Origin of the sequence: Methanobrevibacter curvatus (assembly GCF_001639295.1) — an archaeon.
In the GTDB taxonomy this organism is placed as follows: Archaea; Methanobacteriota; Methanobacteria; order Methanobacteriales; family Methanobacteriaceae; genus Methanoflexus; species Methanoflexus curvatus.
The window spans coordinates 22,782-38,103 of the sequence record NZ_LWMV01000021.1 but is presented as its reverse complement, the minus strand read 5'-3'; the positions used below and the strand labels follow the sequence as shown (position 1 = coordinate 38,103).

The 15,322-nt window shown below is 23.8% G+C and carries 16 protein-coding genes and 3 tRNA genes; 2 read left to right on the top strand and 17 right to left on the bottom strand.

The window, feature by feature from the left end; all coding sequences use genetic code 11:
* The 6 genes from MBCUR_RS00815 to MBCUR_RS10205 form a co-directional block, all read right to left on the bottom strand.
* Positions 1–882 (bottom strand): CDP-glycerol glycerophosphotransferase family protein (locus MBCUR_RS00815; RefSeq protein WP_211265110.1); only part of this gene is annotated, 882 nt, incomplete at its 3' end.
* A 305-nt stretch (positions 883–1,187) separates the two neighbouring features.
* Positions 1,188–2,396, bottom strand: coding sequence for a CDP-glycerol glycerophosphotransferase family protein (locus MBCUR_RS00810; RefSeq protein WP_067089020.1), 1,209 nt, complete (start codon positions 2,394–2,396; stop codon positions 1,188–1,190).
* Positions 2,397–2,480: 84 nt separating this feature from the next.
* On the bottom strand, positions 2,481–3,212 hold the full coding sequence (locus tag MBCUR_RS00805; protein WP_067089012.1) for a phosphocholine cytidylyltransferase family protein: 732 nt from the start codon (positions 3,210–3,212) through the stop codon (positions 2,481–2,483).
* 152 nt (positions 3,213–3,364) lie between these two features.
* Entirely contained in the window at positions 3,365–4,333 is a 969-nt protein-coding gene (locus tag MBCUR_RS00800; protein WP_067089011.1) for an NAD(P)H-dependent glycerol-3-phosphate dehydrogenase, read from the bottom strand.
* Between the two features lie 97 nt (positions 4,334–4,430).
* The gene (locus MBCUR_RS00795; protein WP_067089008.1) at positions 4,431–4,886 is read right to left on the bottom strand and encodes a transposase; all 456 of its coding nucleotides are present in this window, start codon (positions 4,884–4,886) and stop codon (positions 4,431–4,433) included.
* Positions 4,837–5,070 (bottom strand): transposase, encoded by a 234-nt coding sequence (locus MBCUR_RS10205; protein ID WP_157077483.1) that lies wholly within the window; start codon positions 5,068–5,070, stop codon positions 4,837–4,839. Before MBCUR_RS10205 ends, MBCUR_RS00795 begins: the two co-directional genes overlap by 50 nt.
* A 678-nt stretch (positions 5,071–5,748) precedes the next feature.
* Here MBCUR_RS10205 and MBCUR_RS00790 point away from each other — a divergent pair.
* Both MBCUR_RS00790 and MBCUR_RS00785 read left to right on the top strand, forming a co-directional pair.
* Positions 5,749–6,141, top strand: coding sequence for a GtrA family protein (locus tag MBCUR_RS00790; protein ID WP_067089004.1), 393 nt, complete (start codon positions 5,749–5,751; stop codon positions 6,139–6,141).
* A gap of 26 nt (positions 6,142–6,167) precedes the next feature.
* Positions 6,168–7,106, top strand: coding sequence for a glycosyltransferase family 2 protein (locus MBCUR_RS00785; RefSeq protein WP_067089001.1), 939 nt, complete (start codon positions 6,168–6,170; stop codon positions 7,104–7,106).
* A gap of 382 nt (positions 7,107–7,488) precedes the next feature.
* On the opposite strand, the gene MBCUR_RS00780 is transcribed toward MBCUR_RS00785, so the two are convergent.
* From MBCUR_RS00780 to MBCUR_RS00730, 11 genes are all read right to left on the bottom strand, one after another.
* Positions 7,489–7,595 (bottom strand) — tRNA-Met (locus MBCUR_RS00780).
* A gap of 45 nt (positions 7,596–7,640) precedes the next feature.
* Positions 7,641–7,714: transfer RNA gene (locus MBCUR_RS00775), tRNA-Arg, on the bottom strand.
* A 177-nt stretch (positions 7,715–7,891) separates the two neighbouring features.
* Positions 7,892–8,437, bottom strand: a complete 546-nt coding sequence (locus MBCUR_RS00770) for a ferritin-like domain-containing protein (RefSeq protein WP_067088997.1) — start codon at positions 8,435–8,437, stop codon at positions 7,892–7,894.
* 115 nt (positions 8,438–8,552) lie between these two features.
* Positions 8,553–8,627, bottom strand: a tRNA-Arg gene (locus tag MBCUR_RS00765).
* Positions 8,628–8,932: 305 nt separating this feature from the next.
* Entirely contained in the window at positions 8,933–9,382 is a 450-nt protein-coding gene (locus tag MBCUR_RS00760; protein ID WP_067088995.1) for a hypothetical protein, read from the bottom strand.
* A 625-nt stretch (positions 9,383–10,007) separates the two neighbouring features.
* Positions 10,008–10,589, bottom strand: a complete 582-nt coding sequence (locus MBCUR_RS00755; RefSeq protein WP_157077485.1) for a HemK2/MTQ2 family protein methyltransferase — start codon at positions 10,587–10,589, stop codon at positions 10,008–10,010.
* A 113-nt stretch (positions 10,590–10,702) separates the two neighbouring features.
* Positions 10,703–11,623 carry a 16S rRNA (adenine(1518)-N(6)/adenine(1519)-N(6))-dimethyltransferase RsmA gene (gene rsmA / locus MBCUR_RS00750; RefSeq protein WP_067088990.1) on the bottom strand — a complete coding sequence of 307 codons (921 nt, stop codon included), beginning with the start codon at positions 11,621–11,623 and terminating at the stop codon, positions 10,703–10,705.
* A gap of 449 nt (positions 11,624–12,072) precedes the next feature.
* Positions 12,073–12,723, bottom strand: a complete 651-nt coding sequence (locus MBCUR_RS00745; RefSeq protein ID WP_067088987.1) for a DUF655 domain-containing protein — start codon at positions 12,721–12,723, stop codon at positions 12,073–12,075.
* Between the two features lie 44 nt (positions 12,724–12,767).
* Positions 12,768–13,115: an RNA polymerase Rpb4 family protein gene (locus tag MBCUR_RS00740; RefSeq protein ID WP_067088985.1), complete on the bottom strand. Its 348-nt coding sequence runs from the start codon at positions 13,113–13,115 to the stop codon at positions 12,768–12,770.
* Between the two features lie 60 nt (positions 13,116–13,175).
* Positions 13,176–13,472, bottom strand: a complete 297-nt coding sequence (locus MBCUR_RS00735; RefSeq protein WP_067088982.1) for a 50S ribosomal protein L21e — start codon at positions 13,470–13,472, stop codon at positions 13,176–13,178.
* 496 nt (positions 13,473–13,968) lie between these two features.
* On the bottom strand, positions 13,969–15,321 hold the full coding sequence (locus MBCUR_RS00730; RefSeq protein ID WP_067088980.1) for a tRNA pseudouridine(54/55) synthase Pus10: 1,353 nt from the start codon (positions 15,319–15,321) through the stop codon (positions 13,969–13,971).
* Position 15,322: the final 1 nt, after the last annotated feature.

Here is a 15,322-nt window from a genome sequence, read left to right as displayed (position 1 = left end):
ATTAATAATAGATTCATTTATATTTTTATTTAAATCAAAGTTTTTTGATACTTTTGGATGAAGTTTTAATATTAAAATCCATTCATCATCAAGATGTTTCAATATTTCAAAAATTTCATGGTTTATTTCTTTATTATTTATTTTTTTATTATTTTCTTTTTTGTTTATATTCTTGGTATTCATTTTTGAAGTTTCTCTTTTAATAGAATCTTTTATAAAATCTTCATCTCTAAAGGTTGGAGCATAAAGAATCAATTTTTTATCTTTTAATTCATTAAACTTTTTATAAAAACTTTTAATTTTCTGATCTTTATAGCTTTCTTGGAAAAATAGGTCGGTTCTCGGAGTTCCTATAGGATAAATTTTACTTTCTTCCATGTTAAAAGCTGTTTTAAAATACGGTAGCATTCCTTCAGATTCTATAATTAAATGAGTTTGTTTTGATGTTGATTTTTTTGCTAAAGATTTAATCCATCCTTTTTCACTGTCTAATGCGAATTTTTTTATTGTTCCACTACTGTGCCATAGTTGCACAAGGTTTACTTCTGTTTTAAATTTAGTGTAAGCAAATGGCATGAAAATATTATCTAAAAAAATTGTTTTTGATCTAGAAAGATTGTATGGAGTTTTTATGAAAAAATTTATTGCTTTTTTAAATAAATTATTTTTAAAATTAAAATTATAATCTTCTTTTTTTATTAAGATTATTTGGGTAGACGGAGATTTTTCATGAAAAAAAGAAGTGATTTGTTCTATATTTCCTTCATCACTATTTTCATGACTTTTAATGGCTACTATTTGATCTTTTAAAGGAATAAAATAAAAAAATGTGTAAAATATATAGTAAAAAAAGTTAAAAATTAAGTATCCTACTCTTTTCATATAACTATTCCTTTAATTTATTATCATTAGTTCGTAAAGTATTAATATTGTGTGGGTTGTATTATTAATCTATGCAAAGAAAAAACAACCCACATAGATTATTATGGAACGATGAGGTATTAAATCTTTCGATGAATGTGATTGGGGCTGTCAACTTGTTAGTTGAGATTTTGTGTTTTTTATCATATTTTTTTATAAGAATTAAAAATGATTATAAGCCACATTTTTGGATAATCTACTATATTAGATATTATTCAATATAAAAAGTTAATTTTGCATAGCATTTTATAGTTTTTAGATGGTTTTTAATTATTTTTCTTTAAAATGAAATTAGCTATTTTTTCTGATGCCTTTCCATCATCATACTGGTTAAATTTATCTATAAATTCATTGTATTTCTTTTGATATTTTAAGAAGTAATTTTCTTCATTAAAATTTTTTAGATAATCTATTAAGTAGCTATTTTCTTTAATAATTGGACCTGGAACTATTTCATTTATATCAAAATAAAAATCTCTTAAATTTTTTTTATAATTCTCTAAATCATATGTGTAAAATATCATAGGTCTTTTTAATATGCTATAATCAAACATAACCGATGAATAATCTGTAATTAGGATATCAGATATTAAATATAGTTTTTGAATGTCAGTTTTTTCATCAGCAAAATATATAAAATCACCATACTTAGTCCAGTCCTTATTTTCTTTAACAAGGTAGTGATACTTTATAATTACAATATATTCATCTTCTAAACTATTTTTTAATTGGTTAAAGTCCATATTTGTTGTAAATTTATAAACATCACTTCCATAAAATTCATCATCTCTCCAAGTAGGAGCATAAAGGATGATTTTCTTAGTATAGTCAATTTTAAGCTCTTTTTTTATTTTTTCAATTTCTTCTTGATTATTTTTATTAATTAAAATATCATTTCTTGGATAACCAATTTCCAAGAATTCACCACTGAAATTAAAGGCTTTCTTGAAAATTTCAGTAGAATAAGGATTTTGTGAGATTAAAAAGTCCCAATTTTTAGTATTTTTATTAAAATAATATTTATAATTACTTATATCTTGTTCTTCACCCATATTGACATTTTCCATATCTAAACCTAATTTTTTTAGAGGTGTCCCATGCCACGTTTGAATAAAATAGCATTTATCTTTTTTTAAAATGTATGCAGGTGGGCGAGTATCAAAAATCCAGCATTTAGCTATTGTACAGTAATATAAATACTTTAGGCTAATTTTTCTTACTTTGATAGGGTTTCCAGGAATTTTTGTATTAATATCTTCTAAGGACCAAATTATTTTATAATTTTTTAAAATGTCTTGACGAGAATTTAAAATATATTCATAAACATACTTAGGATTTCCTGTATAGTTGCGACCAGTACTACTTTCAAAAATTATAACTTTTTTATTTGTACTTAGTAAATGAAAAACAAGTTGATATAATGCTATTAAAATCGGTTTGATAGTGTTTATAATAATTTTTTTTAAAGAAGACATTTTATCAGGGTCAATCATTCTTTTTTTTTTAATTCTTTATTTTTTTATTTCTTTTAAGTGTTTATTCATTTATTTTTTATTTCTTTAACAGGAATGATTATCAAATTTTTTTACTAATTTTTGAGCGATTTCCCAGTCATTAAAGTCGTCGATTTCACTCCATTTTAAGCCATTTGTAAAAATATAATCAATTTTTACTATTTTACTTAAATCTTCATAGCATAAATCATAATAATTCTGAGAATCATCCTCTGTGAGTTTTTTAAGAATTTTATTAAATTCCTTTAAATCTTTTTTAATAACCTTAGATAGTCCAATGAATTCTCCTGTAGATTTATCAATATCTAAATCCTTTCCAATGCCTCCTATAATTCCATTTTGAACAATGATTTTAAAAGATTCTTCATTTAATTTTTTAAAGTTATCCACAACTAAACTGGTATGCTCATTTTTAACTAAATTTTTAACAATCTCTGGATCTAGAACATTATCTCCATTAACCAATAAAAAACTATCATTAAGATTTTTTGTGGCAAGATAAGTTGAAACTGAGGTATTGGTTGTTTGATAATTTTTGTTTTCCACGATTTCTATTGAAATCTTGTATTTTTCTTTTAAATATTTACCATGTTCAATTACTTTTTCTTTAAAATGCCCAACAACAAAAATAAACTCTTTTATGCCATTTTCCATGAAATTTTTAACCATTCTCTCTATTATAGTAATATTATCAATTTTTAAAAGAGGTTTTGGCATATTTTCAGTTAGAGGTCGGAGCCTAGTTCCAGTTCCTGCAGATAATATTATTCCTATCATTTTTTCACTTAAATACATTAAATAATTATATTAAACAAATAGATTAAATAAATAGAATTAAATAATTATATTAAATAATTATATTAAATAAATAGATTAAAAATATATTAAAAAAACTTATTACCTGAGTAATTATAATTTATTTTTTAGCATTATTTCATTGTTATATTTTTCCAAAGGTTTTTAAATGCTGTTTTTGCTACTTCTTTATTGACTAAAACATCGTAAACAAAATTAACAATTTTACAATCTAAACATTTTTTGTCGCAGATTTCTTTAATAGTCTTTACAGAGTTTTTTCCTTCAAAAACAACACCATGACCTTTATTTATTTCTAATTTTTGACCAATTAAAACTCCTAATGTGTGGTTTCTACTTTGTTTTGAAATTGATGTTAAAATAATGTCTCCAAACCCACAATATTCATCTATTGTTGAAGGTTTGCCACCTATACTTTCAACAATTTTTTTATTTTCATTGAATCCTTTTGTTAATATTGCATATCTTCCATTTTCATTTATTTGTATCCCTTCACAAATCCCATTTGCAACTGCATTAATATTTTTCAATATTCCACAGTATTCTAGACCTATAACATCATCAATCTCTTCAACTTTGAAAAATTCTGTTTCTAAAATCTTTTTTACAATATTTAGGTTATTTTTAGAATTTGAAGCAATGTTTGTAACTGTTGGAAGATTTAAAACTACTTCAGAAGCAAAATTAGGACCAGAAACTACAACATATTTATCATTATAATACTCTTGGATAATTTGACCCATAGTGGCAGAACTTATTGGCTCTATACCTTTTGATGCAGTAACAAGTATTGAATCATTTATTCCTTCATTTTTCATTTCTTCAAGAGTTTTTCTAAACCCTGATGATGGGACAGTTATAAAGATAACTTCACATTCTTTTAAATCTTTTAATGAATTTACTGCCCTTATTTTATTATTTAATTTATAATTTGGATAATATTCATTATTAACTGAGTTTTTGTTTATATCTTCAGCTATTTTCTTTCTACGGGAGTATAATATTACTTCTTCTACATTTAAAGCAATAATTTGTGAAATAGCTGTTCCAAAACTCCCTGCTCCTACTACTCCAACATTCATTTTAGTACCTTTAAACATTGATTAATTTTTTTCATATATTAATATTTTTATAAAATATTATTTAAAATTATTGTAATTTTAATAACAGGTGTCTGATTTACTTGAAATTTACAAGGAGTATTATTTCTTGGATTTCGTTGTAACCTTCTAAAATCAGTATTTCCATTAAAAATACAGTTAAATATACTTTTTTAGATACGGATTTAAGTGTATAAGCGTGTATTTTTCCTAATTCTAGGTTTATTTTGAGGAATTCGAAAACTTTTTCGATTTTCCATCTTGGGTGTCGAAAATTTTTCCAGTTAGGCAATATTTCAAAGAGTTTTTCTCTTAAATATTCGTAAATCTTTCCGGGTTTGTTTTTAAAGTCAGAATAATCTAGAGGGTTGCTAATTTTGTCTTTTAAAACTTTTATGGTTGGTTTCTTTTTTGCAAAGATTAAAGGAACTATTTTATATTTATTAATTCCAATTAAATAATTATTTGCACTATAAAAGCCTCTGTCAGCTAATGAGCTGTCCTTTGCGGAGTATTCTTCGTCTTTGTAGTTCAAACATTATTTCATCGAACATTTTTGTGTCATGAGGTGAACCTGGATGTATTAATATGGGTAATGGTTTTAATGAGTCATGATCAATTGTTATAGTCATTTGGAATCCTGCATAGTATCCTTTCGATGTTGAATAGTCTATTTTGTAGTCTTTATCTAAAAGTTTGCTTTGAAATGTATTTTCCATTGAATTTTAAATCAAGGATTAAAAGAGTGGAATCTAGTATAATAGTTTTAATATTTCTTATTTTTTTGAATTGAAGCTTATTTAATGATTTTAAAGTTAATTCAAGATATTTTTCACCATCTCACGAGAAGAAATCTCTCTTATTTACTTTAAACTAATAAGCTCATCAATATTTAAAAATTTTTAAGATTATCATAGTTTTTTTTACTTGATTAAAAGTATCAGACACAAATAATTCAAAAAATGAAGATAATAAAACTACTTTTCACACGATTTGATGCCTTTTAATATTACTTAATTTATTTCTAGCTAATTCCTGTTAAAATTCTCTAGAGCCAATAATTTTAACTACTTTGGAAAACAAATTCCAATAAGGGTCTTAAATCGGGATTTAGTGGAATATTCATTGTAATCACTAAATAATAATGTATATTTCATTATATTTAAATATTTCGATTTAATTGACATTTAATTTAAATTTATAAAATTATAAAACTGTATTTTTACTAAAATACTTCTATTTGCTATTCAATTTAAAATTTTAGATGATTTTAATCCATATTTTTTCATGGATTTTCAGACACCCTGTTAAATATAGATATATTTATAATAAAAGTAGTATAATTTATTTATAGAGGTTATTGTTTATAATTTTTGCTTAATAAAATTAGGTTTTGTATGTTTAAATTAAAAGAACTAGTTACAAAAGAAATAATTTTATACCTTGTTTTTGGAGTTTTAACTACTCTTGTAAATATTTTTTCATATTTTGTTTTAGTTAAAATATTTTCATTTAATTACTTAATTGGAAATATAATTGCATGGCTTATTTCTGTTATTTTTGCATATATGACTAATAGAAAATGGGTTTTTGACAGTAAAAATATTAGTATTCCATTAGAATTCTCTCTTTTTTTAGGGGGAAGGTTGTTTTCAGGAATTTTAGACTCAGGATTAATGTATTTAGCCATTGATTTGTTAAGTTTAAATGACATGTTTTCTAAAGTGATAATAAATATTATTGTAGTGATTATAAATTATTTATTTAGTAAAATTATAGTGTTCAAATAATATTTTAAATAATATTGAGGTTTTAAATGGCTCTTTTAAGTATTGTTGTACCATGTTTTAATGAAGAAGATATGATTCCATTATTTTATGCTGAAATAAATTCTCTTATCCTTAATGAATTAAATCGCTATGACTTTGAACTTATTTTTGTCGATGATGGCTCAATCGATACTACTTTGAATATCATAAAAGATTTATCTTCTAAAAATAAAAATATCAAATTTATTTCTTTTTCTAGGAATTTTGGTAAAGAATCAGCGATTTATGCAGGATTACAGCATTCTAAAGGAGATTATATTGTTTTAATGGATGTTGATCTGCAGGATCCTCCTTCACTTCTTCCTACAATGATTTTAAATTTGGAATCAGAGGAATATGACTCTGTTGGTTGTAAACGATCTTCAAGAAAAGGTGAACCATTTTTTAGGACATTATCTTCCAAAATGTTTTATTATATTATTAATAAATTGTCTAAAACTGAAATTATTCATGGTGCAAGGGATTATAGGATATTTAAACGAAAAATGGTTGATTCTATTTTATCTGTTAGTGAATACAACAGATTTTCAAAAGGAATTTTCCAGTGGGTTGGTTTTAAAACAAAATGGCTTGATTATGAAAATATCGAAAGGGCTAAAGGTGGCTCTAAATGGTCATTTTGGCAGCTATTTAAATATTCTTTAGAAGGTATTGAAGCTTTTTCCACATCTTTGCTTTCTATTTCTACTTTTGCAGGTATCATATCTTCAATTTTAGCTTTTATCTTTATTATTGTTATTGTTATTCAAAAATTATTCTTTGATAATGCAGTTGCTGGATGGGCATCTACAATATCTATTATTTTACTTATTGGTGGAATTCAACTATTTTCGATTGGAATTCTTGGTCAATATATTTCAAAAACTTATTTAGAAACTAAAAACAGACCAATTTACATAACTAAAGAAGATAACTTTGATGAATAGCTATTAGACTTTTTTAATATCTAGGTATCTTAGGGGTAAAAATTGATGCTGAGTTAAAAAAAGTTTTTTAATCAAATAAATGTTCATGATATTAAAAATGTCAACACCTTATTTTTTATATTTTTAAATAGGTAAGTTTAAGCTAGTTTAAACCTAAAAGCTAATTTTTTTAATAAAATCTAAAAAACAAGAACACCAAAGTTTTTTTTTCAGTGTCAAAATTATTTATAATTTTGATAATTATTAAAAGATGTTTTAAAAAATAAAGTTTTTAAAGAATTTCTTAGAAAATAAATTTTCAAAGAAGATATTAGTTGAATATCTGAACTATAGTAATTTTAAAGTTAGTATTTTTAAAAAAAGAATTTTCTGATTAATTTAATGCCGGGAGCGGGATTCGAACCCGCGGCCTCACGGTATCCCAGATACAGAGCGAGCACTACTAATACCCTATGAGCCGTGCGCTCTAACCAGCTGAGCCACCCCGGCATCTGATTTTGCACTAAAAATAATTATTCTGAAATAATTCCTAAACGGACTTGGAGGGATTTGAACCCTCGATCTTTAGATTAGGAGTCTAACGCCCTTCCAGACTAGGCTACAAGCCCATTAAATTTTGGCCTGAGTTTATTTTATAATTATTGATAAATATTAAATTAATTATTATATATAAAATTATTATAAGATTTAAAAAACTTTTTATAATTAGCAAAAAACTTTTATTTAAATTGTCTTTCTTTTTGAGAAAGCCTTTTGATGAACCTTTTTTTAAAAGGTTCTTCTACTTATTCTCCTTCTGCAGTTGCTTCGTTGTAAGCATCTAAGATATATTCTTCTTTAGCAATCCAATCAGTGTCTTGCTCAGCTACTTTTAAAAATTTTCTGCTTATATGTTCTTCTTCAGTTTGTTCACTAACTAAAGTGTCTTGTAACCAATTGAAAGTTTCCCAATCATTTTCTTCTTTAGCAGAATTAACAATTCCATAAATTAATTGAGTAGTTTCAATCTCTTTATCTAAGGTTAAAACAAATGTTGAATATTCATCTGGAATTTCAACATCAACTTTTGGAACTACAGGATAAGCATATAATACACCAGCATAGTTTAATCTGTCAACTATCCAAGTATGGTGTTCAAGCTCTTCATTAGCTCTATTAACATAGTATTCTTCTAGTTTATTTAATCCTTTAGTAGCAAAGTAATTAGCAAAAGTTCTGTACAAATTGTGGTTGTATAATTCATGTGCAATTTGTTCAACTAATAATTTTGCAGTTTTTTTGCCTATGGATTGAATTCGCCTATTTTCATATATTTTTTTATTTATTGTCATAAAAACACCTTTTTTATAATAATCAATTTATTTAAAGTTTATTTATCTATTAACTTAAAGTTACTCTAAGAATCACTCTAAATTTTTCAATTAATTATTGATAATAAAATAAAAACGGACCGAGAGGGATTTGAACCCTCGACCTTTGGATTAGAAGTCCAACGCCCTATCCAGACTAGGCTACCGGCCCATGATAGAAATTTTTAATTAAACTTTATACTAATTTAATTTTTAATTTAATTTTATTTATTAATTTTATCTTTAATAAAATTATATTTGAAAAATTAATTTTGAATTTTTCTAAAATAGCATAAAAATTTTTATTCTTTTTAGTATATATACTTTCGTAATTTTCAATTTTAATTTGTTTAAATATAATTAAATTAATTTTTTGCTCTTAACTTTCTATAAAAAAAGAAAATTGTAGTGAGTTTAATAAAATCAAATGTTAAAAAAAAGAAAAAAATAAAAAGAGAAAATTTAAATATTTTTTAATTAAACTTCTCCTGTTTGTCCAGTTTTGGGGTCAACTGAAATTGCAGCTATTTGTTTTCCATTTTTGATTACTGGAACAATCCATTCTTTGTATTCGCTATTCCAGTAAGGAGTTCCAGCACTAGCACCCTCCACTTCAATATGGGCTTGAGCAATTTCTTTTGCCTTGTTATTTGTCATTCCATCATGTGTCACTATACCACTTCCACTTCCGCCGTTTCCACTGCTTCCACTATTTCTACTACTTCCGCCGTTTCCATTAGTTTCTGTACTACTATTGCCACTACCTGTATCTGTAGCAGGAGTATCTCCACTATCATCACTGTCAGGATTCATTTGGAGATTTGAAAAAATATTATCCCCAGAAGGAGACATTACTCCGTATGCTGTTACACCAGCGGCTATAGACAAAACAATTATTACTGAAATTATTATATTTACATTTTTCATTTTTTCACCTCAACTTATTTCATAGAAGATTAGCCATTTTTTTTTATTTATCAATTTATTTATAGTTAATTTATAGCTAATTTATAGAAAATAATCAATTTTTTATATCAATCTTTTTTATATTTTTTAATTATTTTTATATTTTTTAATTATTTTTATTTTTTTTTAATTTTTTTAAAAAGATTTTTTTGTAAATGGCTAAGTAATTTTTTTCATTTTAAAATTTTAGAGTTTATTTTAACTTTTTTATCATATTAAAATATGTTTTTTTCCTTAAACTCAAATTTTAATGATTGAAAAAATGAATAAAAAACTTTTATTAAACTTATATTAAGTAAATATATTATCTAAAATTAATAATTAATTAAAATTTAATAATTTTTTTATTCTATAATACTTCTAAGAAATAAACTACAAAAATTTATATAAACTTTATAATAAATAAATATTTTGTTTTTATATATTTTTAATTCACATAAATTTTATTTTTGTTAATTTATTTATCATATAATTATATTTATAATAATGCATTTATACCATTTATAATAAGCATATTTGTACTATTTATACTATTTATAATATTTATAGCATTATCCAGCAATAAAAATATTTTAGCAGAATGTGATTATAAAAATCCACTTATTAAGACTATTTCTTCAAAGAAAAATTTTTCAGAAGCTGTTATTTCTGTAATGAACCCTAAACCCAATAATTTATCAATGGTTTTTTTAATATCGCTTAATGAGGATTGTACCAATTGAACTTTTCCATTTTTATTTAAATGGTCTTTTAGCTGATTTAGAAAAGGATCAATAATTTTTCTTCCATCATTTCCACCGTCAAAAGCATAATTTAAATCATCTTCTAGTATTTCATCAGAGGCAGTTGGTAGATATGGAGTATTGAATAATATTAAATCAAATTTTTCATTTTTCACTGGATTGAACAAGTCCCCAAACTTTAATTCTACATTTTTTATTTTGTTATTTTTAATATTTTTTTCAGCTATTTCTAAGGCATCATAATTAATATCTGTTGCCACGACCTTTTTAGCAATTTTTGATGCAGTAATAGCTATTATCCCTGTACCTGTTCCAATTTCAAGAACTTTATCATTTTTACCAATCATAAGGTTTTCTGCAAGTAGAAAACTATCGTCGGATGGTTCATAGACATTGTCCGATGTTTCAATATTATATTCACCAATTTTCATTTTTTGCCTAATGTTTTTTTATTTTTTTATTTTTTTACTTATTTTTATATTTTTTTATATTTTTGCTTTTTTATATTTTTTTAATTTTTAGTTTTTTTTTATTGTTCTTATTTTACTTTTTTCTTATTTTTTTTAATAATATCTTTTAAATGGATACTTAAGTCTAAAATTTCTTCTGGAGACATTTTTATTACCTTTTTTTTGAAATAGTTATCTAAAGCTTTATTATTCTTTGATAATTTAGTCAATATTTGATTTAACTCTTTTTTGTCACTGTGGTTTAGCTCATGTCTTGAGTCAACTAGAGCATTTTTTACTGTTTTCTTTTTGTGTTGGAAAAGTGCTTTTGAAACCATTGTGTATTGATTATCTAAAATATCTTTTTTCTTATTATCTATTTTTTTAGGAGACATTTTTATTACAGATGATTTAATTTTGGGTTTAGGGTAAAAGTTTTCAGGAGATAAATCATTTAAATGCAATATTTCGCATTTAAAGTATAACATAGCACTTAATCTGGAATAGTTCTTTTCATTAACTTTTGCAACCATTCTATTTGCAAATTCTTTTTGATACATTAGTATAGCAAAATCAAAGTCATAATCTAAAAGTTTAAATGTTACTGGGCTAGATATTTGATAAGGAAGGTTTGAAATTACTTTGTTAAATTTTGGAAAGTCTATTTTTAAAGTATCTTGATTAATTAATTCAATATTATCTATATTATTATTTTCAATTCTTTTTTGAAGGATTTTATATATTTTTAAGTCTTTTTCAATGGCTATAATTTTTTTAACTTTCTCACTCATATGTAATGATAAAGTTCCTATTCCAGGACCTATTTCTAAAATAGTATCTTTTTTGTTTAAATTTCCATACTCTAATATTTTTTTTCTTTTAAAATCGTCTATTAAATAGTGTTGTCCTAATTTTTTGTTTAATAAAATACCATTTTCTTTTAAAACATTTTTAGTTTCTTTATATAATGATATAAATTCATCATTGGAATTTAAATGATTGATTTTCATTAAAACACTTTTTTATTTTATTATTTTTATTTAATTTTTTAGCTCTATTTAGTTTTTTAATTTTATTTAATTTTTTAGTTCTATTTAGTTTTTTAATTTTACTTATATTTTTAATTTATTTAGTTTTTTATATTTCTATTTAAAATTAAAAACTAAAATAACATATTGATTTTTAAGAATTAGAAACTGTATTTTTTCTATTTTTTTTTTAAATTGAGAAATAGGAGAGAGAGTATAAATTGAATCTAAAATAAAGAGTAAAACTTACTTTATAAATCGAAAATATATTAAAAATAGTATTAAAAATAGTGTTAAGTACATTAAACATATTAAGTCTTATTAATAATATTAAGTAGTAAAATTAAATAATATTCATAGTAAAAATAGTATTAATTAGTTTTTTTTTTTTAAATGGAAAATTTTTAAAAAATTAAATAAAGGAAAAATAATTAGTTTCTTCTATTATTTCTTCCATTATTGTTTCTTTTTTGAGGTCTATTTCGTCTTTTATTTTGGTCTTGACCTTCTTTTTGAATATAAGTAAATAAAGTATATTTATTCTTGCCTCTACGGACGGTAGTGTTGTCAAGTTCTATTTTAACTCTTTGAACAAGAATACTAACAGGATCTTTTAATAAGGGAACTCTTTCTTTAATGTCCTCAAAACTTTCAAATGGCTGTTTCTCTCTTGCCTCTAAAATAGCTAACATATGTTTTTTACCGATTCCTGGTAGTAACTCAAGCTGGTGGATACGTGTATTAATAGAACCAGATTCATTAAAGAATTTAATAAACTTAGTACTGTTGGACTCAATGATTTCCCGAATAACATAGTCTAGTTCTACCCTACTGGTTGCAGTTAATTTTTCAAATTCAAATTTGCCTTTAACTCTGCCAATTTTATCCCTTTGTTCTTTATCTTTTCCAATAAAGACATTTTCATGAATTTCTAAGTCTAAACCTTCTTTAGGGATTAACTCTAGTAAAGTAAAGTTTTCTATACCTATGGCTTGTGCTATAGGTTTTCTTTTAAAAGTAGACATATCTTCATTAACATATCCTAATGGTAAATAGTCTAAAATAACTGCATTGTCTTCCATTGTATCACAATATGCCTTAGTTTTTTGTATTGGTTTTTAAAAAGTTATTCTTCATAATCTCGGTATTTGTCAATAACTTCTAATATATTTTCCATATCTTCTTTGCTCATAGGAATTCTTTCTTTTTGAAACAGTAATCTAATATCCATTAAATCTTCAGGCATTATATCAGATAATTTAACAGCATATTTTTCTTTTAGTCCTGCTTCATTTTTAAGTTCCTCTATTAATTCTTTAGTTTCTGCTAATGGAAGCTTTGAGAACTTAGTTACATGGTCTATGGTTAAATTTTGCTCATAACTTGGTTCAAAATTTTCACTAAAATTAACAAGGATTTCTTTTACTTGAACCATTGGTATTGGTTTTGTTTCTAAAGTTTTTTTACCAATCATAAAATCGCCATTACTTAACAATAATTGTATATTTAACAATTATTTTTATATCACTTATAGTTATTCTGGGTCTTGTAATTTTAAATGCTCTGGTCTAACAATAAGTTCTTTGGCTTTATTTTTGTCATTTATACCTAAAACATAAGCTCTGCCTTTAGCTCCAATGATTTTCCCAGTTTTTCCATGAAAACGAGGATGGGGTTGACCTTTGTGAACACTTGGGTCTATTATAATGTGTACTAAATCATCTTCTTGGAATCTTTGTAATTTTTTAGTTATAGGGTTGGAACGACCAGGTCTTTTGACACTAGTTAATTTTTTTCTAGTTTTACTTCTAGTTCCTCTTGATCTTTGCATATTGATACCTCATAGTCAGTTTGATAACTTTAATTAAATTCATGAGTTAAATAACTATATTATAAGTTCATTTATTCTAAATCATTCATTCTAGCTCATTCATTTTAACTCATTAATTTTGAATCTATATATTTTTAAGAAGCTTTTGAATTTAACTAAATTTTAAAAAAAATTAGTTTTTAATCAAAGATTATTATTTTAATAATTTATTTATAATTAATCTATAAAAATAATCTATAAAAAAATAATGAATTTTTTATTTTAATATACTGTTGAAATATTTAATTATTAAATATATTTAATTAATATGATACTAATACATTTTTTAATATAAATATATCAATATTTATTTAATAAAATTTTTTTATCTTTGATAATAATATAAATTATAATAGAACTTATTAATATATTTAACTTTTTTTATAATTAAAGTTTTATTGATATTTTATTTATTTTTTTACATAATTCAATATTAATGATTAAATTTCTTTTTTATTTATTTACTTGATACCTCTATTACATCTAATTCTTTACAAATACAATTCAAAGATAATATCTCACTAACACTTGGTTTTGTTCTTCCTTCGTCTGAAGATATGAGTTCTTTAATATATAACCCACCTTGAGTTTTTACGATCATTTCAAAAGAATTATCACTGATTTTTTTAGTTTGCAATTCTTTTACTTCTTTTATACGGGTTTTATCTGCTCTTCTATGAGCCACTCGTATAGGAGTAACTTGTTCTATTGTTTTAAGAATTTTTAACTTTTCTAAATCATTATCATCAATTTCTCCATCACATTCGACATATGATCTGTAGACCTTGTAAGTGTCAGGTGATGATACCTTTATTTCAGCTTTTCTATTTTTAGTGGTGAATTTAAGATTTAAATATTCTGTTTTATTTTTTGAATAGCTATTAACATCTTTTTCTAATTTATTTAAATCTAAAAATCGTTTTTTAGGTTCTAAAATTTCTAAAACAAAAGGACGACCATTTCCTAACATTTTAACATCAATATCTTCCCTACCAGCTCCATGAAATTTTGCTTTGTATCCTTTAAACTCTTTAATGGCTATTTTAGATATTAATTCTTCAACAGATTCTAAATATTGTTTTCCTGTAAAATTACATTCTTCACATCCTTTTCCTTTACATTTTCTACAAGGCCACTTTGTTTGAGGGATAGTTCTAATAAATTTTAAGTACCTTCCTTCAATAAATATAGGATTGATTTGTATTCTAATTTTTATCTCTTCAAATATTTTTTTTATTTCTTCATGGAAATTGTTTTCCTTTTTATGTTTTTCTAAAAATTTAAAGACTTTATTGAAATCAATCATTATTATAACATTTGGATTTTCAAAATCTACAGGTTTATTTAATTTTGCTTCTAATTTTTCTCCAATTCTTTTGTTTATTTCTTTTTTTATAGTTTCTGATTCAATACCTAATTCTTTTGATATTTTATCTTCATTTTCTATAATTTTTTTTGGGATTTTAGATCCCAATAGAAAGGTATCAAATTCTAAATCTAAATAGCTAATTTTTTCTTCAATTTTTTCAATTATTTTTTTTTCATCTAAATTAGACAAAATTCCTTTACATATACTACATCCATTAAAGTCGTCTGTAAATTTGAAGTTTTTGTTGTTGGTTACTTCATTATAATTTTTTTCTAATTTTTCAAGATTTAATTCTTTTAAACCCTCAAAATTTAATTTTTCTAAATCTTCAAGGTTTAATTTCCTTTTAAAACAATTTTTACAAATTATTCCATTTGTTTCTTTTAACAATAATCCAATTTTACTTATTTCTTCATTGGAGATTACATCTTTAGAAGTCATT